A 24304-nucleotide genomic window follows, 5' to 3' on the forward strand; every position below is an offset into this window, starting at 1 on the left:
ACCCGAACTTTAAAACCTCAACCAACCCATCACACCCCAACCAACGCACACATCCCAACCTACTCATCACACCCGAACCGAATTATAAGTCTCAAAACCTCAAAACCCCAAAATCTTAAAACCTCAAAACCTCGAAACCCCACCCAACCTCAGCCCGAAACGCAAACTTTCAACCCCGACTGAATTGGCGGCTCCGTTAAGATGCTTTAAACGACCATCACAACTGCAAGGCTTTGGCCGTTCGTGCCTCTACATCACTTAGCAGTGAGGTCATATCCATGCCTGCATGATTACCGAGCAGGATAATGGTAATATCATCGGATAGATTACGGGAAAATGCTGTGGAAAATCCGCCGCCGCTTCCATTGTGGAAGACGGTACGTTTCGTTCCGTTTTCCTTGAGAATCCAGGCATAGCCGTAATTTTTGTTGGAGTAGGGCTCATACATCGTTGCAATCGTTTCCTGACTTAGAATCTGGTCGGTGTATAATGCCCGATCCCATTTCAGTAGATCGTCCACGGTAGAATAGATCGTCCCTGACCCGGATTGTGAAACATAGTAAGGTGCAGGCTCCCAAGCTTTTCCTTGCTGGACGAAGCCGCTATTTGTATGCACTTTGCGGGATGCCTCTCCCGAGTCTTTCATACCCAGCGGCCCCAAAATGGTTTGTTGTACATAGTCGGCATAACTCATGCCGGATACCTGTTCCACAACGTATGCAAGCAAAACGTAACCGCTGTTGCTGTATAGATAGGCACTGCCAGGTTCAAACTTTAACGTTTTATGACGAATCTCTTCTACGGTTTCCTCAATCGGATTGTCTTCGCCGCGGCCGAAGGCCGAAGGCAGACCCGATGTTTGGGACAGCAGCATATGCAGGGTGATCTGATCTCCCTTCGGGATACCCGAAATATAGGTGGAGATTGGATCTTGAACATTCAACTTACCCGCTTCGGCCAGACTCAGGATGGAAGCCGCTGTAAATGACTTGCTCAAGGAGGCGATGCGGGTCTTCTGATCCGGACGATTCATTGTTTGTTCATCAGCAAGTCCATACCCCTGTCTCAACAATACTTCTCCGTCCCGTGCGATTAGAGCCATACCCGGATAGTTTATCTCGCGCAGATATGTATCCACGCTAGCTACTTCAGGATTCAGTACGCTGACCTGATCAGTTAAAATAGCAACACTTATTTGGCCTGAAGTCGTTCGCTGTACTTTAATATCAGCCTTGAGGGCATTCGCCAAGGTACGAACAGGAAGCATTAATGTGCCGTTAATGGTACGCGAATTCATCGGAGCGGCTAGAGATACCTGATTTACTTTGATGGAGTTACTGCCCGCTTGATGAACCAGACTGTCCCTGCCAACGGTAATAGTAGCTGTTTTGGTAGGGGCATCCCACTTCAAATCCCCTTTAACAGATTGAACTACATCCCGTAACGGAACAAATGTCGTACCATTTAGAATAAGGGGAGCATTCTGCCACAATTGCTGCTCTCCATTGACTTCAATGTGGACAGATTGTGTAGTCTGAGCTGCAGAAACAGTAGCAGGGTTAGCCTGCCCGAATACCGGGCCTGCACATAGAATGAGTGCTAATAGAATACGAGACATTGATGCACAGACACGGCTAAATACAGGTTGTTGCGTGTAGAACTTACGTAAGATTTGAATCCTCTCCTTCCAAGTGTTTCATGAAAAACCAGCATATGAATATTGTAAACGATACCAACAAGTGGGTCAAAAACAGAGTATCCCTAAGTAATAGGATCAAATCATTAAAAATGTGACTATTTAGTATTGATACATAATGTTTCGTGGTGAACTTTCCGATAAATAGAGTTGAACTTAATGATGGGAGATAGATAGATAATGAGAAAAGGGCTTCAAAAAAACCTTCATAAAAAGCTTCAAACAGGGCAGAAAGTAAAGAAAGGGTTTCAATCATGGTTTACATTGACGCTAAAAAAACGGCTGATTGCCGCATTTCTTTTGTTCCTGATTGTACCCAGCCTCAGTGTAGGGTGGCTTGCTTATCTTAAGGCGGCAGATCAGGTTAAAATGGAGATTACTCGTTCTGCACAGGCCAAAACGGAAATGCTTAGTCTGCAGATTGATCAGATGCTCAATATGGAGAAGGACAATGCTGCACAGATGGCATCGGGTATTACATCCGAAGACATTATTAACAAGTCCCCTGCGCTTCAAGCTCAGATGGATCGGATGTCAAAAAACCATAAAGAACTTGGCGTGCTTACGGCTGGAGCCGAGGATGGCAGCTGGATGAAATCTCCTGATGCCGGAGACCAGATTTATGATCCTCGTGAGCGTCCATGGTACAAAATGGCGATATCACAATCGGGGCCAGTTATCTCAGATACCTATCAGTCTTCAGCGACAGGGGAATGGGTGGTGACAGCAGCAGCCAAACTGGCAGATGGCAAAGGTGTTTTTGGTGCAAATGTAAGCTTGAATCATTTGAAAGAGACGGTGGACCAGATCCATATCGGCGAAGCAGGGAAACTGTATATGCTGGATAATGGCGGGAAATTTTTGTTCCATTACAAGATTGAATCTGGCACGCAGTCCGATCAAAGCTACATTAACGAGATGTACACGAAAGATCAGGGAACGGTGAAGTATACATATGATGGTCAACCGATGGAGGCCGTGTTTTACACAAATCCGGCAACGGGCTGGAAGATTGTCGGCGAGATGATCCCCTCCGAAGTGGCGGAGTCCGTGCAGCCTATCATGATTCGTACAATTACGCTAGTAGGGGGAGCTGTCATTGTGGGGATCGTGTTGATGATCTTTATTATTCGGAGCATTCATCGACCATTGCAGCGATTAACACAAGCAGCATCTCAAGTAAGTGCAGGGGATCTGACGGTTCGTGTAGGCCTGCGGCGTAAGGATGAGTTCGGTCAGCTTGGAGAAAGCTTTGATACCATGACGACTTCACTGCGGAATGTACTCGGTGAGGTGCAWGATACTTCTAGTCAATTGGCAGCGTCATCTGAGGAGTTGATGGCAAGCTCCGAACAGACCTCCAAAGCAACCGAGCAGGTGGCCGAGTTGATGCAAGATGCAGCAACAGGAACAACGATGCAGAATGCAAGTCTTGCGGCTACGGAGCAATTAGTCGGTGAAATGTCACTCGGGGTGAAGGATATCTCTGCAAGATCTGGAGATGCGGAGCGTATTGCGATGGAAGCATCCTCCAAATCAGAAGCGGGAATGGTCACGATGCAGGAGGCCGTATCCTATATCCAGCAGGTAAACGATGAGAGCAAAGCCATGGAGGTTGTCATCGATGATCTGCGAGCGAAGAATGATGAAATTCTGCAGATCGTAGCGGAGATTACGTCTATCGCGAAACAGACGAACATTCTGGCGCTGAATGCTTCTATTGAGGCTTCGAGAGCAGGTGAGCATGGGCGTGGATTTGCTGTGGTTGCAAACGAAGTGAAAATGCTTGCGAACAGCTCGGGTGCTTCGGCAGAGCGGATTAACGAGCTTATGCTCGAGATGCATGAGAAGACTCATGCTGTTCAGTCTACCTTTGCACGCACAGGTGAAGGTATGGAGAAAAGCTCACAGATGATCGTAGAGGCTGGAGAAGCGTTCCAGACGATTCGTGATGCGGTTCGGACCGTTGCGGCACAGGCCGAAGAGGCTGCTTCAGCTTCCCGTCAGATCGATCAAGGGATGGGGCATGTGAACAAAGCTGTAAACGAAACGATGGTTCTTTCTAATCGGATTGCTGCTGGTACTGAGGATGGTTCGGCAGCAGCTCAGGAGCAGCTTGCTACAATGGAAGAGGTTGCTGCATCTTCAGCAGCCTTGTCTCGAATGGCAGAGGATCTGCAGAGCATGATTGAACGGTTCAAACTGTAATGAAATAAACAGGGAAACGGGTATGAAGACTGTCGGGTTGATGAACCGGCAGTCTTTTTTCTTTTCAGAAAGTGATTGAAGCTTGTTTAAAACATTATCCTACCTGGTTTGTTTGACAATAAACAAACATAATTATATTATATCTATAAATAAACAAACGAAAATATAAAAATAAACAAATATTGATGTACTACCCGTATAAAATTAATAAAGATTAACTTGAAGCTCAAAGCAACTCACGATTCAAAATACATTGCATGAATTATAGAAAGGACGACAACGGATGAAAACCTCGGATTCAAGATTGCAGACAGCATCTTTGGAAGAGATCAAACGCGGATATGTGGAGGAGGGAACGGTGTATTTCTGTATCTGTTGTGGTTTTACAACAGAACCGGGAATTGTTTACCCCGACGAAGGTGTGCTGTATGACGCGGTTCGTTACATGCGTGTTCATATTGAGAAGGTACATGGGTCGGTATTTGAATATTTGCTGGAACTGGATAAAAGCGTGACGGGATTATCCGATGTGCAGCGAGGTCTGCTGGCCCAGTTCTACGAAGGGAAAAAGGATGCAGAAGTGCAGCAGGCTCTCGGCATCGGCAGTGCGTCTACCATTCGAAACCACCGGTTTGTTTTGAAGGAAAAGGAAAGACAGGCCAAAATCTTCCTGGCATTAATGGAACTGTTGAAAAATAAAGACCTGCATGCTCCGGCAACATGGGTGTCGCCAATCATGAAACAAGGGCATACGATTCATCAGCATTCCTTTGATATATCCGAAGAGGAACGGGAACAAGTGCTACGCAACTACTTTCCCGAAGGTACAAGCGGCCCGATGACTACGTTCCATATGCAGCAAAAACATAAGTTTATTGTGCTCACAGAGATCGCTAAACGATTCGAACCACAGCGTCATTACACCGAAAAACAGGTGAACGCACTCTTGAAGAACGTACATGATGACTATGTTGAGATTCGGAGATATCTGGTGGATTACGGTTTGTTAGAGCGGGAGGAGGATGGCAGTCAATATTGGCTGGGTAGTGCAGCTGAGGAACAAGGCAACGATAGAGGGAATGGGAAGCAAACGAAAGGACCTTCAGCAACATTATCAGATAATTCAACTGCATCCCTAGCCATGGAACAGCAACTTCCAGAAGAAAGAACAGTTAGAGGAGAGAAGAGCATGAATCGACGGAAAGAGTTACAGGAACAAGCCAAAGAAGTCAAAATAGAAGCAGGCATTTATCAAATTCGGAATGAGCGTAACGGCAAAGTGTATATCGACAGCACGCCTAATCTGAAGACCATTAACGGACAGCAATTTATGCTGCAGATGGGAAGCCATCTGAACCGCCGTTTGCAGGCAGAATGGAATGAATACGGTGAGAGTGCATTTACGATTGAGGTATTAGAAGTCATGAAAAAGGATGATAATCCCTACGCCGATCCGAAGGACGCGCTGGCTAAATGTCTGGATAGCTGGTTTGAGAAGCTGGAGCCTTACGGAGATCGTGGATATCACGGGGAGCCCAGGCCGTCAAATTAGTAGGTGAATAGAGTTCAATTTCAGTATTGAACACTACGAACTTCGGCAAGGCTTCACTCTTAGAACCAAGCAAGTCTTCTATCGTCACAATGGACTGGATTCAGGGTTAAACGGTTAGATGCATAAGGTTAGAGAGGGTCCGTTTAAGGAACCCTCTTTTGTTTATCAAAGACAGCAAAAAAGAGAGCCGAGACTTTCATCATGCTAAGGTTATTGGCTCTAAGTGTGTTGCGTACATAATGTCGAACGTTATTCTCTGCTTGAAGCATAGTAAAACTTAACAGCGATTCTAACGATCTCAGATGAGCTTAATTTGGCGATATCGGGTTTTCTGTCATTGTAACGATCACCAGAAGCCTTATTTCACTAAAAACGCACGATATACGTCCATATTCACTTTATTTTTACTAAATAGGCTTCCCCGAGATCGTTAGAAAATAAAACGGTATGATATTCCCCAAATAGCGTTCCTGGGGATCGTTAGAAAATTGACCAGCTAGATCAGGGCTATGCAGGGTATTCACTTCTGGCTGAATATTGTGATTTAGCCATAGTAATAAGCGAGTAACCAAATAACCAGATAACCAAATAAGCAAGCAAGTAAGCAAGCAAGTAAGCAAGTAAGCAAGCAAGCAAGCAAGTAAGCAAGCAAGCAAGCAAGTAAGCAAGTAAGTAAGCAAGTAAGTAAGCAAGCAAATAAGTAAGTAGTGAGTATGTATGACTATCCCAAATGCAAAAAATCCCTTTGTCGTTGAGTCGCAAAGGGATTTTTTTTGGTGATGTGCTCTAATATATTTGCCAGATAGTGCAAGATTTACGTTACTTGTTCCTTACAGTTTAAATTGCTCTACCAGCTTTTGCAGTTTATGTGCCAGGTGCGCAAGTGAATCGGCAGAGGAGGAGATTTCCTGCATGGAAGCTACTTGCTCTTCTGTTGCAGCAGAGATATTCTCTGTGCCATCTGCATTCGTTTCCGATATCGTATGAATGTTGTCGATGGACTGCACCACTTCTGCTGTACTGGCCGACATCTCTTCTGAAGCCGCTGCGATATTTTCAAGCTGTTGATTAACTACTCCAACAGCCTCGCTAATCTGCACAAATGCATCGTCTGCAAACTGTACAGCTCGAATGCCGCTGTCTACGTCTTTTTGACCCAGGCGTACATTCTCATTAGCCCTGGAGATTTCTTGCTGAATAGAAGCCACCATCTCCACGATCTTCTGACCGGATACGCTGGATTGCTCCGCCAGTTTGCGTACTTCGCTTGCTACAACGGAGAATCCGCGTCCATGCTCGCCTGCACGGGCTGCTTCAATGGAAGCATTCAAAGCAAGCAGATTGGTTTGCGCTGCAATATCCGTAATGACAGAGACCATCTCACCGATGGAGCTGGAATGCTGATCCAGTCTTGTGGCCGTCTCAGCGATACCTTGTACGAAATGCTGGATGGAGCTCATCTCTGATACAGCCGTTTTGATCGTCGAGTTCCCTTGATGCGCAAGTTCACTTGCTTGCATGGCAGCCTCGGATACTTGCTGTGTACTATTTGTTACTTGTCCGACCCCTCCGGCAAGCTCATTCATCTGCTGCGCGGTATGTTTCAGGCTGTTCGCCTGCTTTTCAATGCCAGCTGCAGACTGCTCTGTAATGAGAGCTACTTGCTCCGTGGCTTTGGTTGTCTCCGACGAATTAATGGCAAGTTGTGCGGAAGAGGCTGTAAGCTCGTCAGCCGTATGACGCACATCCTGAATAACGTTACGGAGAGATTGACTCATTTTGTTAAAGCTGTTGCTGAGTTTGCCGAATTCATCCTGCCCTTTTACAGCAACTTCAATGGTCAGATTGCCATCACTGATCTCGTTGGAGGCTTTGACAAGTCGATTGAGCGGTCTGGTAATGGCTTGTACAATCCAGTAAATAATGATGGAGCTGACTACAATAGCAATGGCGATAACAATAAGTGTAGTGTACAGGATCGGACGAACGGTTTCTGTAACTTCGTCATTGTCTATAACACCAACAACCGTCCAACCTGTCGTTTCATTCGTAGTAAAGAAGGCGTGTTCATTTTTGCCATTAAGCGTGTATTGCAGGTCGCCATTCTTTTGATCAAAAATTTGTTTATACGGTTCCATCGTACCCTCGGTACCTGGTTTCTCGGTTGGATGTACGATGATTTTATTCGCATTATCAATAATATAGATATATCCTCTTTGCCCGATTTTCGTGGAATTTACTGTCTGGGAAAGAGCTTCAAGGGACAGACTGACCGAAACAACACCATGACTGTCACCGGTCGTCTGAGCGACCGAAGCAACCACATTACCTGTATTGCTTGAGATGTAAGGTGTAATTACAGTAGGCACGTCTTTGTTCTCCGAAGCAGCTTTAAACCAAGGACGTTCACGGGGATCATATCCCGGCTTGTTCACGGCGGTGACTGGGGAGTTGATATAGACACCTTTATCCGTTCCGACGGAAGCAAGTTCCACGTCATCGTGGGTATCTTTGTAAGCATCAAGTAAGGTACGAATCTTTTCCGTTTCATCTCCTTGAACCGGACCTACATTACCAGCATCCAGCTGACTTGCCAGAAAATCGACATTTTTACGTGTAGCCCCAATAATCTGGTCAATGGTCTGATTCAGTACACTCACGCTACTGTTGGCATTCTCAAACATTTTTTCTTCGACCTTGGTAGCCGCTGTCTGGAATGAAATGATGCCTAAACTGATCGTTGGGATCAGCAGCACGATAGCAAATGAAAGGATCAGTTTCTCTCTCATCTGTAACGTTCGTTTCCCCTTTGGCTGCTTCACTTTCTTCATAGTACATTCTCCCCCTGTCAACTCTCCCGAACTGACATAAAATATGGTATATTTCTAAGTTAATGCAAACATTTTGCATTCATTATTCCAAATCTCTGATTCAGAATGGTATGTATCGATATATATCGGCTGACAGTGATTAAAATTAGAGAGGAGTTGTACGAGAATTGAATGAAAGTGCACCAAGATTATCTGCACATGAAAACAGTGTGGAAATTCAGGATAAAGCAACATTCATGCAGGGTGTTCGGGATTGTGTGCCGACACATTGGCTCACTGCTTACGGATGAGTCATTCGGCGTGGCGATGACACGAGCCATTGGTAGGAAAACGCTCAGTGAACGATGGATGCATGGCCTGAATATTACGGCATATTTGAACTGGTTTGCTGCAAATATGGCAGGAGCATATTTTGGGCGCTGGATCACGAACCCGGATCGGTTAGGACTTGATTATGCATTGCCAGCCATGTTTATTGGTCTGATTGTGCTTCAACTGGTACATCGCAAAAGCAAAAAAATACCTATTAATGTAGCGATCATTGCAATTGTGTGCGTCATCTTAGCAAGCATGGCTTCACTAGGTAGTTTGAGCATTATCATAGCAGCAGTGGTTGCAGCAACGATGGGAGTGTTTATGGAACGATGGAAGTAAGATGGGATGTATTCTGGATTATTATGGGCTCGGCACTGCTTACATTTATCCCCCGGGTGTTGCCGCTTATGCTCTTCAGTAAAATACAAATTCCGGTGTGGCTGATGCGCTGGCTCGAATATGTGCCTGTTGCAGTCATGGCCTCACTCATTGGTCAGGAACTGTTTATGTCAGGAAGCCGTCTTGTGCCAATTACAGAGAATGCGGCCTTGTGGGCAGCACTGCCCACAGTTGCTGTTGCCATCTGGACACGCAGCCTGCTCGGCACGGTGCTCGTAGGTATTGTATCGATGATGATATTACGTTACCTCATGGGATAGGAAGATATGATCGTGATGAAAACGCTATTTTCTAATGAAGATAAAAGCGATAAGATGGAGAAAGAGGCATGGAATAGTCCATTTTAGCAGTAGATAAGCAGTAGGATATCATCAACTATTATGAGAGAAAGGAACGATGTCTAAGATGAAACCTAATCCATCTACGATCTTGTTTCAAGGGGATTCCATTACAGACGGAGGAAGATCACGTGATGAGGATCTGAATCATGTTCTTGGTCACGGGTATGCGTATCTGATCTCAAGCCGACTGGGCTTGGAGCTGGCGAGTAAGCAAAAAACGTTCTATAACCGAGGGATTAGCGGAAATCGGGCATCCGATCTGTATGCACGCTGGAATGAAGACTCGTATAGTCTGAAACCGGATCTGATCAGCATTCTGATTGGGGTTAACGATGCCTGGCGCTACATGAATGAAGAACCTAGAGGGTACACGGATCGTTTTGCCCGGGCGTATCGTCACTTGCTGGAGGAAACGCGGGAGGTAATACCGGATACCGGGCTTATTCTGATGGAACCTTTCATTCTAAAGACGGGAGCAACGTTGGAGAAATGGGAGGGCTGGGAGAAGCTTATGGCAGAATACCAGCAGCAAGTTCGTGAAATGGCTGAGCAGTTCGGGGCGGTATGGGTTCCGCTTCAGCAAACGTTTAATGAAGCTCTGGAGCAAGCGGATGCCTCCTACTGGCTGTGGGATGGCGTTCATCCTACTGCAGCTGGCCATGAATTAATTGCACGCCAGTGGTTGTCCGTTGTACAGCAATCGCCACTTGCCATTGTATAGGGGAAGTAGGAGACACATTGATTTTCGTATGATATTTTTCATGGATAGTGGAATCTGTAGGGTGCTTCGTTAATGTATCGTATTACATTTGTTGACTTTTGCCTTTTATCATAAATTCCATAAGCGAAACGTGGTGAATGCTGTGCAACGCTCTAATCACGATATTGGGAATGAACATATGCATATGCATACAAGGGATACTGAAGATGAAACTGGAGTCGGGGAGATCGACTGGCCGGATGAACAACGTATTCAACAGGTGTTTATTAACGTTAGCAGGCGAGGTTACCGTCAAAGGATTATGGGAATGGAGTTTGGCAAACTCCTAGAGAGACTGTATAAACCGGAAATAGCTGAGCTGCTCGAAGATTTGCAAACATATGGAGAGCAGGCAGCAAATGAACCGTTGCCTCTCCTGACATTTCAACTGTTTCGACGGTTTGGCACATCGGGAGATCGCCAGGCTTATGAACAGGTTTACTTCGACCGGCGCGGTAGATTAGCAGCAGTTGCCATGCTTGCACTCGATTCGAACGTCCCCGATGTGCTGCATATTCTTGAAGAGATGTTATGGGCGGTATGTAATGAATATACGTGGTGTCTGCCGGCACATCTGGGAACAGGAGAAGCAGAGCAGGTGGAAGGTAATATTGACCTCTTTGCCGCAGAAACGGTACATATGCTTGCTGAAATTGTGGGGATTCATCGTCATCATCTCGATTCTCTGGTTGTTGAACGGATCAGAATAGAGGCGGAGCGGCGTATCTTTACGCCGCTATACAGGGAAAAGCGGGCGTATCACTGGCAGACGGCAGATCACAACTGGTCTGCTGTCTGCGGAGGGTGCTGCGGCATGGCTGCCATGTTGCTGCTAGAGGATACAATGATTCTCTTGGAGTCCGCCCGGCAGACGCTTGGCTGTATGCAAGCGTTCCTGAACGGATATGGCGAGGACGGCGGCTGTGCCGAAGGGATTGGATACTGGGTCTACGGATTCGGTTACTTTGTCTATTATGCCGAGATGTTACTGGACTACAGTGGAGGGGAGTTAAATCTTCTGACGGGTTCCAAAATAGCAGCTATAGCAGCATTTCCGCTGCGAATTCATCTGTCGGACGGCACATTTATCAATTATTCGGATAGCTCGGAGCGTGAAGAGATTCCATCGGGGCTACTGTCCCGATTAGCCGCACGATTCGGGATGTACGTGGATCTGCCGTTACACATTCCGCAGCTGACAGACGATCCTTGTCGTCGCTGGGCCCATCTGCTGCGGAACGTGATGTGGAGCGATCCGGCGGTCTATGAACGTGTGCATGAAAAAACAGCAGTGCAGACGAATGGAGGAGTTATTTTTCAACAGCTGGAATGGATGGTTGCCAAGGGTGTCCTTCATGTACCCAATCTACGTAAAGAAGCGGGAAGTCTGCCTTCAGACAAGGATTGGATTCAGGCAGCGTGTTCGTTCAAAGGTGGTCATAATGATGAACCTCACAATCATAATGATCTGGGACAAGTGATTATCCATTGCGGCGGTGAAAATATACTGTGTGACCCTGGGGCAGGGTTGTACACTCAGGCGTATTTTGCTCCAGGACGTGAGCGGTTATTTCATATCTCATCCGCCGGGCATAACGTGCCCTTGATCCAAGGCTGTGAGCAGAGCTCTGGTAGACAGGCGGAAGCCGAGTTACTGGGGTTTAAGCTTGATCCGGATGGGAAGGAAATGCAGGCCGCTTTGGATCTGACTCGTGCATATCCTGAGGTGGATTCGTTGCATCAGTATACACGGCATTTGTGCTGGAGGATCGGAAAACGTGGTGCCGTAGCAACCTTACGGGTCATAGATCGGTTTCAATGGAAGGTTAGCGCAGAGGGCGATTCTGTGAAATTATCGGTAGAGCAGCCATATGCCGGATCGCGGATTGTTGAACGTTGGATAAGCCGGATATGTCCGGTGATGGAAAAGGAAGGCCGACTTCAGTGGCGGGCTTCACGCGCCAACATGTACATGATATATGATGCCATTCAGTGGCAGGCCGAGACGGAAGAAGTGCACACCGTGGATCATGACCAAGTGCCGGTTACATTTTATCGTACATCCCTTGTATGGAAAGGGGACGAAGTAACAGCGACCAAGGGCGAGGATGAAAGATTCGGAGATACGGTAATGAAGGCGGGAGTTTCGGAAACCCAAGATTTTTTGGGAACTCTGGAGGTCTTGGAAAGTACGGATGGTGGAGATACTCCAGGTGTTGCAGGGGAGCAGGCGCACGGGATAGCTAATCTAGAAATGCCTGGGATTGTATGTCAGGTTGATTTTATTATTGAACCCCATAAAGGGGAAACCGAGGTGAGTCCACGTGAGTAGTTACACAGCCACATCGACATATCCATGGCAGACGGAGCTTGAGCAGTATCGGACATTGGCATCAGAGGCAGGCCCCGCACCGGCAGATGGCTGGAGCAGGGAGCGCAAGCTGGCTCTCGTTAAACAAATTGTCTGCGCTTACACCAAATATCAGAACTTGAATGGAGCTATTATTGATCCATACTCAGGCATAGAACGGTATTATTCCACGCCAGCTTATGCTATGGCTGCAGCTGTACTAGTCGATGCAGGGCATATGGAACTGCTGGATTCAGCATCGGCAGCCCTGTCACAGAGCATTGATGCAGTAGTGAACGGCAGTGCACCGGACAATCATCCGGATTTCTTCCCTGTGCTCATGATGCGAGCTTATATGTTACTGGCACCTCATCAACCTGAACAGGCAGCCATCTGGGCTGAGGCACTCCAAACCATCCACCCTGAGAGTGACTACGTGTTTACAATGAGCAAGATGAACAATGCCAATCGGATGATTAACTGGAATGCGATCATGATCTCGGGCGAATATTTGCGGTGGAATGAGCAGCTTGCGAGTGAGGATACGGCATGGATGGATCGTTATCTGGAAGCGTACCATCTGCCCCGGTTTACCGAGCTTGGATTGTACCAGGATGGGCCGCTGGATCGGCCCAATTGTCCGTTTTCCTATGATATCGCTACCCGTTATCATCTTGAAGTGATGCTTGGTGCTGGATATGAAGGCAAAGTCGCAGATGCATTGCGAGAGAAGATGCGTCACGGTGCGTTCAGCTCATTGCTGATGTTGTCTCCGCTGGGAGAAATACCACCTCGTGGTCGTAGTTCCCAGCACCAATGGAATGAAGCTGCCGCTGCTTATGTATGCTCGGTGCACGCCAAGCTGGCGTTGCAAATGGGGGATTCTGTGATGGCTGGGGCGTTTGCACGAGCAGCGAATCGTTGTTTTGAAGCTGTAGAGCGCTGGCTGATGCCAGATGGGAGGCTGAAAATCGTACGCAACGAATATGCACCCGAGAAACGTCACGGATACGAAATATACACGAATCACACCTGTTACAATCTGTGGACAGCCGCCGCGCTGGCTCATGCCTGTCTCTGTGATTCAGATGAGGATATCACTCACTGCTATCTTCCCTCCGAGATTGGAAACCGGGTGTTGCGGGCGGATGGCTGGTTCGAAACGATACTGTCCTCTGTGCCAGGCCAGCAGATCGTTCTGCATACCGCACTGAATGACCCGTATACGATTCCTGGGCTGGTACGAATCCAGCAGACAGGGCTGCCGGGGTTAATTGGCCCGTCTGCCGCCAGTCATGTGCAGGCAGGATTCACGGAATTTGCAGAAGGTGTAGTGCAGCCGTTAAGTTATTGTCCTGCCTGGAAGACTAGCGATGGGGTCTGGCATAGTTTGGCCGAAGGTATCCCCTCTGGTAGCAACTATGACCGTGATGCGGGAATCAATCCGGCTAGCGGCGGTGGTTCGATAGTGTATAGGCTGGCGGATAAGATGGCTGAGATTTCAGCAGAAAACAAACAGCATGAAACCTTGTCGGTAGCCGGTGGAAATGGAAATGTGAATGTTGCAGAGGACACTGCCGGGCAAGCTACGGTGAAAAATGCGGGGGCTGTCCCGTTAAACACGGCGGAGAATGATTTTGAGATCACCTGGACGGGGCCTTTATCTGGAATACAATCTGTAAGCACCCGTTATGTGCAACGAGCCGGTGAACTGACGGTGACGTATGAATTCGAAGGTGAGATTGTGGCGGTGGGGGCATTGATTCCGCTGATGTTCAGCGATGGTCAGGAACAGGCTGTGATTACTCACACGGAGCAAAGTGTGCGTACAGTGTACCGGGGAGCATACGTTGAATCCACGGTACAAGATGCCGGGGCTGTGATTCAGCTGGATCAGCAGGTAGTAGCGTCGCGCAATGGGCTGCTCAAGCAGGCTCGAATGGAAGTTTACGGTGCACAGCAACTGACATTCACTGTTCGATTGGGACGGAACTAAAGAACATGGGTGGCCATCAGGCTAACCATCTATTTATGCAATGCTATGTAATGTGATCTCGCATAGAAACTGGAGGGATGATCATGGGTACTTCAACATCGGCAACATGGCTGGAGGAAGCATGGCAACAAGGGGTTAACCAAACGATTCGGAATGCGAAACGAATCAAGGATACCTTTCCTCATATTTCACCGCAGGGTATATATGATAAAAATGATCCGGAATGGTGGACAGCTGGCTTCTGGCCCGGATTGTTATGGCTTGTTTACCGCGATGCTCCGGATCGCGAAGCGGCGGCAGAGCTGCTACGCATCACCGAGAGCTGTGAGCGGCAGCTCGAAGGTTGTCTGCGTGATCCGGATGCTGTGGATCACGATCTGGGTTTCATCTGGCTGCTTAGTGGCGTAGCCAGCTATCGCCAGATGGGCAGCGAGGATGGCCGACGCCGCGGCCTGCTGGCCGCGAATCTGCTCGCTGCCCGCTTTCACGTGCGCGGAGAGTTCATCCGCGCATGGAACTTCCGCTCGTCAATGATGGACACGCGCGGCGTTGCCATCATTGACAGCATGATGAACCTGCCGCTGCTCTACTGGGCATCCGAGCAGAGCGGCGATCCTCGCTTCCGCTGGTTGGCGGAAGCGCATGCGGACACCGTGGCGCGCGAATTCGTCCGCGCAGACGGGTCCATCTGCCACGTGGTGGAGTTTGATCCACACACGGGGCAGAAGCTGCGGGAGCATGGCGGCCAAGGCCATGCTCCCGGTTCCGCCTGGGCGCGGGGCACCGCCTGGGCGTTACACGGGTTTGCGCTGTCTTTCCGGTATACGGGCGAGGCCCGATATCTGGAGACAGCGGAGCGGGCGGCCGATTTCTTCCTCGCCATGCTTGGCGAAGACATCGTGCCGGTGTGGGATTTTCGCGCGCCTGCGGAGCATCAGGCGGCGTGGGACTCGTCCGCTGCGGCGATTGCCGCGAGCGGCCTGCTCGAGCTCGCGAAGCTGTCGCCGCGCGGGCCAATCTACGCCGCCGCGGGAGAGCGCATCGTCCGCGGCTTGTATGAGCATTACAGCTCCGGTGAATCCACAGCGGAGGAAGGGCTCATCATGCAGGGAACGGTGCATTATCCGGAAGGCCGGGGTATCAATGTGCCGATCATTTACGGCGATTATTTCTATATGGAGGCGCTCGCGAAACTGCGCGGAAGTGAGGGTTTATTTTAACTAAAAGCAGGAGGTCCTAACATGTCATTCCCGACACATATCGTATCAGCAGGCGGAATTGTAGAAGATGGACAGGGAAATATTTTGTTGGTCAAAGCCCATGATGATGGCTGGGTATACCCTGGCGGGATAACCGAAGTTGGAGAGAACCTGATGGATGGCGTAATCCGTGAAATCCAAGAGGAGAGTGGGATCATCGCAATGGTTAGCCATTTAATAAGTGTCGTTTCGAATACAGCTATTCATAAGTGGTATGACGGTGTAACGGATGTCCCTACTAAAGTCATGTTTGATTTTGTGTGTAGAGCAGAGGGTGGCGAGTTAACGACTTCTGATGAGACGAGTGAGTGCAGGTGGGTTCCCAAGGAAAATGTTCTGGATTGGATCACCTTACCTGCCATTCGCATGCGCTATGAGGCGTATTTAAACTTCAACGGTTCTGTAAACTATCTGGAGTATAGTACTGCGACATCGACAGAACTCCATGTCAAACTCCAAAGGCATATTTAGGGGGTGTCTTGGAACCTGCTGAAGTGCATCTTTTACCGCCTTTTCGCCGCATGTTGTGTTACGTTCCCTTGACGTGATTCGGCATGCCTGCGGAAAACTTCCTAGCTTGGAACGGAAATTCAGCAAAATTGGCTTCTTTCAGCTTTTTCAGACACGCCCTTGATAGATGTATACTAGATAGATGTATGATAGTATCGTTAAACATCTGTCTAGTTGAACAGAAGTAAGAAATAGAACCTCCTATCACAGGCTGGTTCTTTTTTTGATGTTTTTTCAGAAGGAGATTTACTTTGCAGGTGAACGCTTCAGAATGACAAAGTCGGCAGAGGACTGCTCAGGGTATCGCTGGCGAGTAATCTCATGTACTTTGAATTCGGGATAATCAAATAGATAATGGAACAAATTCCGATCTTGTATGGTTTGTACGCCGGAATCACCCTGCTCCTTCAGCCTTGTGTAGAGCACCACCCATTGGGTTGAGGTATGGAGAACATCGCTAAGGGTAGCCCGAAAGTCTGCTTCATCCGTAATATGATACAGCACATCCAGACAGACGGTCAGATCGGCTTGTAGAAAACCGCGATTGAACCACAGACCCGGTGTATACACCATGAAGCTTTTGGAAGGATCGCTGGCATATAGAGACGCGCATTGTTTTACGGAGGAGGCCGCTACATCCATACCCAGATATTCGCCATAGTTCATATATTTCAACTGGTTTCCATCTCCGCAGCCAAATTCGATGACTCGGTGAATACCTTCACGCTGGATTAACGCATTGACTACCTCAGCTTTGAATTCGGCCAGCACGCCATATGAACCTCTACCCGATGTTTCACCCGAGCGATAGGTCTGCTCCCAATAGCGAATGTAATCAAAAGACTGATTCATGATGATTTCCTCCGATTCTGAAAAAATGATGTTATCCTCCAACCGGATCATAATCCCTATAGTCAGGTTATGCACCGCGGGTATCGTTATGAATAGGATTCAAAGATCGGTACCTTTTTCAACATATTTCCATATGACTCCATCGTAAATGACATAGTCGGTTGAATTCCCATATAATTACCTGAAAATTTCCTGAAAGTCTAAACATCTGTAAAGTCCCTGCCGACATTAATTATAGTAGGAAAAAAATGACGATTATCGGAGGGAAATGATGTTAAAGCCAAGATTGACCAAGTACATGGTGATGATGCTGGTGTTGATGCTGAGTATTTCCAACGTAGGCTTGGCCGCTGCGGCAGAGAAGGAACTATCTAAAATTGTGGTTTCCAAAAATGAAATGTCGCTCGAAGTAGGCGAATCGGGACCCGTAACGGTAACGGGGGTATATACGGATAATACCTCGGCTAACGTGACAGTTAGCTCATCCTGGAGCAGTAACGATCCTTCGATAGCAACTGCATATAATGGTTCAATTACAGCCAAGCAGGAAGGTACAGCTACACTAACAGCAACGTACAAAGGGCTGAGTCAGGATGTTCAGGTCAAAGTAACGAAGAAAGTCAAAGCTCTTTCGAAAAGCGTGCAAAGCCTGGATCTCCGTATGGGTGAAACGAAAGACATCGTGTTAACCGCTACGTATAGCGACAACATGACCGATGCAAACGTGGCTAACACGGCAGCATGGACAACCAGTGATGAGAAGGTTGCAACTGTGGTCAATGGTAAAGTGACTGGCCAAAAGGCAGGAACAGCAGTGATCACAGCGAAACTGGGCACTCAGAGTGTAACGGTAGAAGTGAACGTGGAAGTTGTTAAACGTGTGGATGTGGACAAAAATCAGGTGAGTCTTCTGCTTAAACAAATGGAAAGTGTGAAGTTAACAGCGACCTATCCAGACGGAACTACCAAGGATGTAACCGATCTTGCAGAGTGGACATCCAGCAACGAAAAGGTTGCAGATGTGCTGAAAGGTGATATTACAGGCTATTCAGCAGGTTCTGCCAAAATTACAGGTAAATACGGTACCAAATCGGTCTCTGTAGACGTAGATGTGGATCTGACGAGCAAGCTAACCGTGGGGAAACAGAGCATTTTCTTCCGCTTGAGCGACACGGATAAAACTTCTAATGTCACGCTTACAGCTTCGTATCCTAACAGTAGTGATGTGAACGTAACCGATCAGGCAACATGGACGTCCAGCAATGAGAAGGTTGCTACGGTGTTCAAAGGACAGATTACAGCAGTGAGTGCAGGATCAACAACAATTAAGGCGGCGTACAGTGGCAAAACAGTAGAGATCGCTGTCGATGTAGATACAGCGAGATATTTGGATATCAAAGATGTTACTGATAAACTTGCCATGAGCGTTACAGGTGACAACAAAACGAAAAAGCTCACAGCGAATGCTGAATATATCGATGCAAGCAAGGAAGATGTGACGTCTAAAGCAACGTGGACATCCAGCAATGCGGATGTTGTGTATGTGTCCAGTGGTGAACTGATCGCATATAAATCGGGTACAGCTACGATTACTGCGGCTTACGGCGGCAAAACGGTGAAATTCACAGTAAGTGTAGATGTTCCAGACAAGTATGAGATGGACAAAAAGAAAGCAACCGTTGCCGTCGGCGGAACGACTTCGGCTAAAGTGCTTGCATCATACGGTGAAACGTCCAAGGATGTGTCTGAGGATGCAACCTGGAGCAGCAGTAGCGATAAAATCGCTGAGGTAGACAGTAAAGGGGTTATTACTGGGGTAGCAACAGGTAAAGCAACGATAACTGCCAAAATCGAAGGCAAGACGTTGACACTCACGGTTGAAGTTGGTATGGCTAGCGCTCTGGAGGCAGATGTTAACTTTGTTGTTCTTTCGGCAAAAGAAACCCAGGCCATTATCCTCACTGGTACAGATGGGGATGGCAATACCAAGGACGTCACAGCTGATGCGACTTGGAAAACGAGCAACTCCCGTGTAGCGGATGTGAAAAAAGGGGTAATCACAGGCAATAGCAGTGGTAAAGCCAATATTACAGCCGAGTATGGCTCGCAGAAAATTACGATTCAGGTTGAAGTTGATGTGATTTCACGGATTGAAGCATCCGAACCGGCAATTTCCCTGAAATCAGGTGATTCCGTTGAGCTGAAAGTCACGGCTACTTTGAGTGATGGTAGTGAACGGGATATCACGGATAAAGCTGAATGGAAAACGAGCAGTTACAAGGTTGCTCAAGTAACCAAAGGTAAAGTGAAGGCCCTGAGTTCAGGTAAAGCCAAAATTACCGCGAAGTATGGCAGTAAAACAGTTACCGTTGCACTGGATGTAGATACATTAAAATATTTACAGACGGATAAAGTCACGTTGACTATGAAAGTCGGCGATAAAGCAACCGTAGCAGCTACCGCAACATATATGGATGGAAGCGAATCAGATGTGTCCAAACCGGCACTCTGGACATCCTCCCGTATCGCGACAGTTTCCGTTAAAGATGGCATAATTCAGGCGAATGGTAAGGGCAAGGCGACGATTACGGTTTCTTATGCAGGGGTGAAAACCAAAGTTACTGTAGTTGTTGAAGCGAAGTAATCCTGTCCTTCAAGTTTATGATTTGTGGTTTTTCAAATTCATTCTTTCGAGTGTGGGTTTGGAAAATGAATCAGAGATAGTACATGTCAAAAAGGTGATGTCAGCATTCAAGCTGATATCACCTTTTTTGAATCATATTTTGATGTAGTAGCATATCGTTTTCAGATTCAAGTAAGCTTGCAAGTCTGGTAAGCGATCTAATCTTCTCACATCGTATGTGACAGTACCAATGCACCATAGGCAAAAGCAATCAGGATCAGAATAGCTGGGTGCAGCTTGGTTTTGGTCATGACCCAGAGGGAGATGCCTGCAATGATGAGCGTCTGCCAGATTCCGATCGAGCCCGTGGATACTTGACCGAATTCCCAAGTGAGCAGAATCATAAGTACAGCGATCACCGGCTGCACAAGCAAGGTCATGCCTTTGACTCTAGGTGAAGTCCGATGTTTGTTCAATAAACGAATTAACAGAATGAGTGCGGTAGCCGACGGCACAATGGTAGCCACACTGGCGATCAAGGCACCGAACCAGCCTGCGACGTGATACCCGACAAATGCAGCAATTTTTGTGGCAATGGGTCCCGGGAGAGCATTGCCGATCGCCAGTACATCACCGAACTGTTCGGTTGTCATCCAGTGGTAGTGATTCACAATCTCTTCCTGCATTAATGGAATGGAAGCGGGACCGCCTCCATATCCGAGGATGTTCGCTACGAAAAATCCCCAAAATAATTCCCACCACGTCTGAAGCATCCTACGATACCCCCTTGTCGGAGTTACCTTTGGATTTTACACGCTGAACCAGACCGAAATGGAAGAAACCATAGGCCAAGAACACCGTAATCACCAGTCCCGGATGAATATTAAGCAGTTGTAATGCGGCAAAGGCAATGACACCGAATAGGATAGCAAACCACTTACCCAAGCCCTTCCATGCTTTCATTGCAAATTCATAGGCCATCATGCCAAGCATCACAAAAATGACAGGACGGACGGCTGCTACCATACCCGCTACAATCTTGGATTCACGCAATGCGTACATCGAACCGAGTAGAGCAATAATGGCAATGCTTGTCGGTAAAATATGAGCGAGTACAGACACAATAGCGCCCAGTACACCTTTCGTTTTATACCCAAGATAAGCAGCCATCTTGGTAGCAATGGGTCCCGGCAGAGCGTTGGCAATCGCCAAAATCTCGCCGAATTCATCATCACTGACCCACTTGTAACGGGTGACAGCCTCATAACGGATTAGCGGAATAACCGAAGGGCCGCCGCCATATCCCAAAATTCCGGTTCGTACCATACCGATCACGAGACCGTTGTAATCTTTCCAACTCATGTTGATATCCTCCTAGAGTCTCATGCCCATACGGCTTTTATAACGTTTTAAGAGCAGCTGTGATTCCACCTTGACGATGCCTGGCATCTTGTAGAGCTTCTCAAGCAGGAACTGCTCCATCTCTTCCATATCTGCAAAAATACCGTGCATATGCAGGGTACTTGGGCCTGTCATATGATAAAGGCTGGTCACGGCTGGCTCCTCGTCTAACATTTCCGCAACTTCGTCCAGAAAGCGAGGTTCCACATCGACATTAAAAAAGGCAGAGACCTGTAGCCCAACCTTGCCGGGGTTAATGACAACGGTAAAACGTTCGATGATTCCTTTTTCCGATAATGCGTTGATGCGAGCCTGGACGGCTACGCGTGATAATCCGATCTGTGTACCCAGGTCTGTATAGGAAATCCGGCTGTTCTGATGAAGGGCAGCGATGATTTTGCGATCCATCTCGTCCAGATTGTACATTTGCGGAATTTCCCCGCCTTTGGAGGAACGTTTTTGTGACATGTTCGAATCACCCTTCTCATTTTCATATGTTCCACGATGTGTATCCGAATAAGTAATTGAATGTGCTCATAATAAATGCAGCATTCATAGTTTAATGACGAAACGTAACTAACGTCAACTGATTTTAGAATAATTGTTAAAAATATACGAGGGGATGCCTTCATATTGTTGGATATTAGAAAAGAAAAAGACTGCGCGCTATCTGCGGGCAGTCGGCAAGTCATCGTTTTCACAAGTTATGTCATGAATTTGCATCATCCATTAAAGATTAACTGTTTTAGGTAGCAACAGCGTAACGGTTGTTCCCTCACCAGGTTCAGAGGATACACGTAACGTACCACCTGCTCCGCGTGCGCGTTCCTCCATGCTGAACAATCCAACACCATTTCCCGCGGTACCTTTATTAAATCCGGTTCCTTGGTCTTCAATAACCACAAGCGTGAGCTCTTCCGTATCTTCTACGGTTACTCGTGCCTCGGAAACGTCAGCGTACTTGGCCACATTGGTCAAGGCTTCCTGAATAATTCGATAAATGGCGATCTCCCGGTTCATCTCCAGTCGTTTACGCAAGTTGCACTCCAGAGTAACCTCGATACCGTAATGACGGTTATAGTTCTCGATATAGGTTCGAATCGCGGGGACTACGCCCAGATCATCCAGTACGGATGGGCGCAGTTCCCAAGCCATACCGCGAACATCTTCCATAATGCCGGTAACCTGTTTCCGTAGTGCTTCTACACCCGGGTTTGCTTGATCTGCAAGTAGGCGATCCATCTGAATCACAAGAGAGAACAGGCTTTGTCCAATTCCGTCATGAAGGTCACGAGAGATACGCCGCCGCTCTTCTTCCTGAATGTTCATCACTTGCGACATCATCTGTTGCAGCTCAGCCTCCACTTGTTTCAGCTTGGTCACCTCACTGCGCACAGCTAAATACTGATATGGCTCACCATCGTTATCGAGGAAAGGCACAATGGTGGTATTCACCCAGTAATAACTGCCGTCTTTCGCACGATTCCGAATCTCGCCATTCCACACCTTGCCGGCAGAAATCGTATCCCACAACGTCTTCATAAAGGTCTTACCGTGATACCCTGAGTTAATAATCCGGTGATCCTGACCAATGAGCTCTTCACGGTTATATTGTGAAATTTCGCAGAATTTATCGTTCACGTATTGGATTTTACCCAAGCGATTCGTCAGGGCTACAATAGAAGATTCGTCGAGTGCAAACTTCAAATCACTAAGTTGGTGCAGTGAACCCTTCAGTTTGCTTCGGAACTCGTTGTCGGAGATGTGCTGGTCAATCTCGCTGAGTAGGTGCTGAACAGGTTGGTCAGCTAATCCGCTGAGTCTGTTTTTGCGTGGCTTACTCAAAATTCAACAACCCCTTTTTCATCGCAAACTTCACCAGTTCCGGTCTGGTGCGCAGACCAAGCTTTTCCATTAGATTGCTTTTATGAGATTCCACCGTTTTGACACTGATGACCAGATGCTCGGCAATTTCCTTATTCGCATAACCTTTGGCAATCCAGGACAAAATTTCTTTCTCCCGATCCGAGAGGGTATCATACGGCCCTGCATTTTCCTGTTTGGCTTTGTCCAGATACTCGCTCATTAATCGTTTGGTTGCGCTTGGATAGAGGTAGGCGCTTCCATCGGCTACAGAACGAATGGCAGCGAGCAATTCTTCATGGGGCGCACTTTTGAGGATGTACCCGGAAGCTCCAGCATGGATTGCACGGAACAGGTATTCCTCATCATCATGCATCGTAAGAATTAAAATCGATACATCCGGCATCAATTTTTTCAACTCTGCTGTCGCAGTCAATCCATCCTTGCCCGGAGGCATGCTGAAATCCATTAGAACCAAATCCGGTTTCAGCTCCTGTGCTTTGGCAATAGCCTCGTCGCCGTCTGCTGCATCTCCAACAATATGTATATCGTTCTTTCCTTCAAGCAGGGCAATGAGCCCTGAACGTACGACCACATGGTCGTCCACAACTAATAATCGAATCACAATCGTTTCCCCCTGTCCGCTTCCTTCATCTATATCTATCATACCAAAAAAAGAGGCTTTTCAGAGGTAATCTCCGAAAAGTCTCCTATTCCGTGTACAGATCTTACAGGATATATAGATGAAAAAAGAGAGATGAAGCAGTGCTTATCATGAGATGCAATCCAGTTATGCACTCTTATTCTGCTTATGCATATTGCTCCAATTGTCTGGCGACTTGCTCGGTTTGGACAACCATCTCCGGGGAAAACGTGCAGGGGGTCCTGCTTCCCACAAGCAATACACCACTTGGCAGACTGCCCTCGCTAAACATCGGCACGGCTATCGCACACACGAGTCGTTCAGCTAACATAAGCGGGCAGCGATCCGGGGTATATCCTTCACTGGACTGCTCATCCAGCATAACTGTACGTCCGGTTCGGAGTGCTGTGCCTACCAGATCTTGTCCAGGGCGCATAGCCATGCGTTTGACGCGTTCATTGGTTGCCCCAGAGGTATATTTCCAGCGCAGCATCGATCCAGACACACAGGCCATTCCGCAAAAATCGCTGTCGGTGCTTTGACACAGGCAGCTCATCATCTCCTGAACGGCAGATGAGACTTCATCATGCATGAGGGACACTTCCTTTTTTTCGAATCATATAGACGATTAGCTCGTCACTCATTACGTTTCAATCGTTATCGTAGTCATCGTTGTCACACATATGGGAAACCTTGAATTCAAGG

General features: G+C 47.5%; 19 protein-coding genes. 10 read left to right on the plus strand and 9 right to left on the minus strand.

Annotated elements, in window-relative coordinates:
• Positions 1 to 217 precede the first annotated feature (217 nt).
• Positions 218 to 1618 (minus strand): serine hydrolase, encoded by a 1401-nt coding sequence (locus AB4Z30_RS12370; RefSeq protein ID WP_441926689.1) that lies wholly within the window; start codon positions 1616 to 1618, stop codon positions 218 to 220.
• Positions 1619 to 1876: 258 nt separating this feature from the next.
• On the opposite strand from AB4Z30_RS12370, the gene AB4Z30_RS12375 reads away from it, so the two are divergent.
• Both AB4Z30_RS12375 and AB4Z30_RS12380 read left to right on the plus strand, forming a co-directional pair.
• A complete protein-coding gene (locus AB4Z30_RS12375; protein ID WP_441926691.1) occupies positions 1877 to 3904 on the plus strand; it encodes a methyl-accepting chemotaxis protein in 2028 nt (675 codons plus the stop codon).
• A gap of 283 nt (positions 3905 to 4187) precedes the next feature.
• Positions 4188 to 5456: a DUF2087 domain-containing protein gene (locus AB4Z30_RS12380; protein WP_441926693.1), complete on the plus strand. Its 1269-nt coding sequence runs from the start codon at positions 4188 to 4190 to the stop codon at positions 5454 to 5456.
• A gap of 830 nt (positions 5457 to 6286) precedes the next feature.
• Here AB4Z30_RS12380 and AB4Z30_RS12385 read toward each other — a convergent pair.
• A complete protein-coding gene (locus AB4Z30_RS12385) occupies positions 6287 to 8287 on the minus strand; it encodes a methyl-accepting chemotaxis protein (protein ID WP_441926695.1) in 2001 nt (666 codons plus the stop codon).
• A gap of 255 nt (positions 8288 to 8542) precedes the next feature.
• Here AB4Z30_RS12385 and AB4Z30_RS12390 point away from each other — a divergent pair, with 255 nt between their 5' ends.
• The 7 genes from AB4Z30_RS12390 to AB4Z30_RS12420 all read left to right on the plus strand — a co-directional run bounded on the left by AB4Z30_RS12390 (position 8543) and on the right by AB4Z30_RS12420 (position 16178).
• A complete protein-coding gene (locus tag AB4Z30_RS12390; protein WP_441926697.1) occupies positions 8543 to 8941 on the plus strand; it encodes an AzlC family ABC transporter permease in 399 nt (132 codons plus the stop codon).
• A complete protein-coding gene (locus AB4Z30_RS12395) occupies positions 8932 to 9261 on the plus strand; it encodes an AzlD domain-containing protein (RefSeq protein WP_441926700.1) in 330 nt (109 codons plus the stop codon). The genes AB4Z30_RS12390 and AB4Z30_RS12395 overlap by 10 nt, the downstream gene beginning before the upstream one ends.
• Before the next feature lie 145 nt (positions 9262 to 9406).
• Positions 9407 to 10063, plus strand: a complete 657-nt coding sequence (locus tag AB4Z30_RS12400; RefSeq protein WP_441927124.1) for an SGNH/GDSL hydrolase family protein — start codon at positions 9407 to 9409, stop codon at positions 10061 to 10063.
• A gap of 178 nt (positions 10064 to 10241) precedes the next feature.
• Positions 10242 to 12434: a hypothetical protein gene (locus AB4Z30_RS12405; RefSeq protein ID WP_441926702.1), complete on the plus strand. Its 2193-nt coding sequence runs from the start codon at positions 10242 to 10244 to the stop codon at positions 12432 to 12434.
• Positions 12427 to 14448: a glycosyl hydrolase gene (locus AB4Z30_RS12410; RefSeq protein ID WP_441926704.1), complete on the plus strand. Its 2022-nt coding sequence runs from the start codon at positions 12427 to 12429 to the stop codon at positions 14446 to 14448. The genes AB4Z30_RS12405 and AB4Z30_RS12410 overlap by 8 nt, the downstream gene beginning before the upstream one ends.
• Positions 14449 to 14531: 83 nt before the next feature.
• Positions 14532 to 15668, plus strand: a complete 1137-nt coding sequence (locus tag AB4Z30_RS12415) for a glycoside hydrolase family 88 protein (RefSeq protein ID WP_441926706.1) — start codon at positions 14532 to 14534, stop codon at positions 15666 to 15668.
• Positions 15669 to 15689: 21 nt separating this feature from the next.
• A complete protein-coding gene (locus AB4Z30_RS12420) occupies positions 15690 to 16178 on the plus strand; it encodes an NUDIX hydrolase (RefSeq protein WP_441926708.1) in 489 nt (162 codons plus the stop codon).
• A 285-nt stretch (positions 16179 to 16463) separates the two neighbouring features.
• Here AB4Z30_RS12420 and AB4Z30_RS12425 read toward each other — a convergent pair whose 3' ends face one another.
• Positions 16464 to 17069: a methyltransferase domain-containing protein gene (locus tag AB4Z30_RS12425; RefSeq protein ID WP_441926710.1), complete on the minus strand. Its 606-nt coding sequence runs from the start codon at positions 17067 to 17069 to the stop codon at positions 16464 to 16466.
• A 271-nt stretch (positions 17070 to 17340) separates the two neighbouring features.
• Here AB4Z30_RS12425 and AB4Z30_RS12430 point away from each other — a divergent pair, with 271 nt between their 5' ends.
• Positions 17341 to 19713, plus strand: a complete 2373-nt coding sequence (locus AB4Z30_RS12430) for an Ig-like domain-containing protein (protein WP_441926712.1) — start codon at positions 17341 to 17343, stop codon at positions 19711 to 19713.
• 206 nt (positions 19714 to 19919) lie between these two features.
• Here the strand turns inward: AB4Z30_RS12430 and AB4Z30_RS12435 are convergent, their stop codons facing one another.
• The 6 genes from AB4Z30_RS12435 to AB4Z30_RS12460 form a co-directional block, all read right to left on the minus strand.
• Entirely contained in the window at positions 19920 to 20465 is a 546-nt protein-coding gene (locus AB4Z30_RS12435) for a chromate transporter (protein WP_441926715.1), read from the minus strand.
• Between the two features lies 1 nt (position 20466).
• Positions 20467 to 21054, minus strand: a complete 588-nt coding sequence (locus AB4Z30_RS12440; protein ID WP_441926717.1) for a chromate transporter — start codon at positions 21052 to 21054, stop codon at positions 20467 to 20469.
• Between the two features lie 12 nt (positions 21055 to 21066).
• Positions 21067 to 21561, minus strand: a complete 495-nt coding sequence (locus tag AB4Z30_RS12445; RefSeq protein ID WP_441926719.1) for an Lrp/AsnC family transcriptional regulator — start codon at positions 21559 to 21561, stop codon at positions 21067 to 21069.
• A 261-nt stretch (positions 21562 to 21822) separates the two neighbouring features.
• A complete protein-coding gene (locus tag AB4Z30_RS12450) occupies positions 21823 to 22938 on the minus strand; it encodes a PAS domain-containing protein (RefSeq protein ID WP_441926721.1) in 1116 nt (371 codons plus the stop codon).
• Positions 22931 to 23581 carry a response regulator gene (locus AB4Z30_RS12455; RefSeq protein ID WP_441926723.1) on the minus strand — a complete coding sequence of 217 codons (651 nt, stop codon included), beginning with the start codon at positions 23579 to 23581 and terminating at the stop codon, positions 22931 to 22933. The genes AB4Z30_RS12450 and AB4Z30_RS12455 overlap by 8 nt, the downstream gene beginning before the upstream one ends.
• A 184-nt stretch (positions 23582 to 23765) precedes the next feature.
• On the minus strand, positions 23766 to 24191 hold the full coding sequence (locus tag AB4Z30_RS12460; RefSeq protein ID WP_441926725.1) for a GAF domain-containing protein: 426 nt from the start codon (positions 24189 to 24191) through the stop codon (positions 23766 to 23768).
• Positions 24192 to 24304 lie beyond the last annotated feature (113 nt).

Origin of the sequence: Paenibacillus sp. 2TAF8 (genome assembly GCF_052114825.1) — a bacterium.
Taxonomy (GTDB): domain Bacteria; phylum Bacillota; class Bacilli; order Paenibacillales; family Paenibacillaceae; genus Paenibacillus.

Excerpts from the sequence above, each read along its gene's own strand:
- AB4Z30_RS12370 (WP_441926689.1), bottom strand. The coding sequence starts at position 1,618 with ATGTCTCGTATTCTATTAGCACTCATTCTATGTGCAGGCCCGGTATTC.
- AB4Z30_RS12380 (WP_441926693.1), top strand. The coding sequence starts at position 4,188 with ATGAAAACCTCGGATTCAAGATTGCAGACAGCATCTTTGGAAGAGATC.
- AB4Z30_RS12385 (WP_441926695.1), bottom strand. The coding sequence starts at position 8,287 with ATGAAGAAAGTGAAGCAGCCAAAGGGGAAACGAACGTTACAGATGAGA.
- AB4Z30_RS12395 (WP_441926700.1), top strand. The coding sequence starts at position 8,932 with ATGGAAGTAAGATGGGATGTATTCTGGATTATTATGGGCTCGGCACTG.
- AB4Z30_RS12400 (WP_441927124.1), top strand. The coding sequence starts at position 9,407 with ATGAAACCTAATCCATCTACGATCTTGTTTCAAGGGGATTCCATTACA.
- AB4Z30_RS12405 (WP_441926702.1), top strand. The coding sequence starts at position 10,242 with ATGCATATGCATACAAGGGATACTGAAGATGAAACTGGAGTCGGGGAG.
- AB4Z30_RS12415 (WP_441926706.1), top strand. The coding sequence starts at position 14,532 with ATGGGTACTTCAACATCGGCAACATGGCTGGAGGAAGCATGGCAACAA.
- AB4Z30_RS12420 (WP_441926708.1), top strand. The coding sequence starts at position 15,690 with ATGTCATTCCCGACACATATCGTATCAGCAGGCGGAATTGTAGAAGAT.
- AB4Z30_RS12425 (WP_441926710.1), bottom strand. The coding sequence starts at position 17,069 with ATGAATCAGTCTTTTGATTACATTCGCTATTGGGAGCAGACCTATCGC.
- AB4Z30_RS12430 (WP_441926712.1), top strand. The coding sequence starts at position 17,341 with ATGTTAAAGCCAAGATTGACCAAGTACATGGTGATGATGCTGGTGTTG.
- AB4Z30_RS12435 (WP_441926715.1), bottom strand. The coding sequence starts at position 20,465 with ATGCTTCAGACGTGGTGGGAATTATTTTGGGGATTTTTCGTAGCGAAC.
- AB4Z30_RS12440 (WP_441926717.1), bottom strand. The coding sequence starts at position 21,054 with ATGAGTTGGAAAGATTACAACGGTCTCGTGATCGGTATGGTACGAACC.
- AB4Z30_RS12445 (WP_441926719.1), bottom strand. The coding sequence starts at position 21,561 with ATGTCACAAAAACGTTCCTCCAAAGGCGGGGAAATTCCGCAAATGTAC.
- AB4Z30_RS12460 (WP_441926725.1), bottom strand. The coding sequence starts at position 24,191 with ATGCATGATGAAGTCTCATCTGCCGTTCAGGAGATGATGAGCTGCCTG.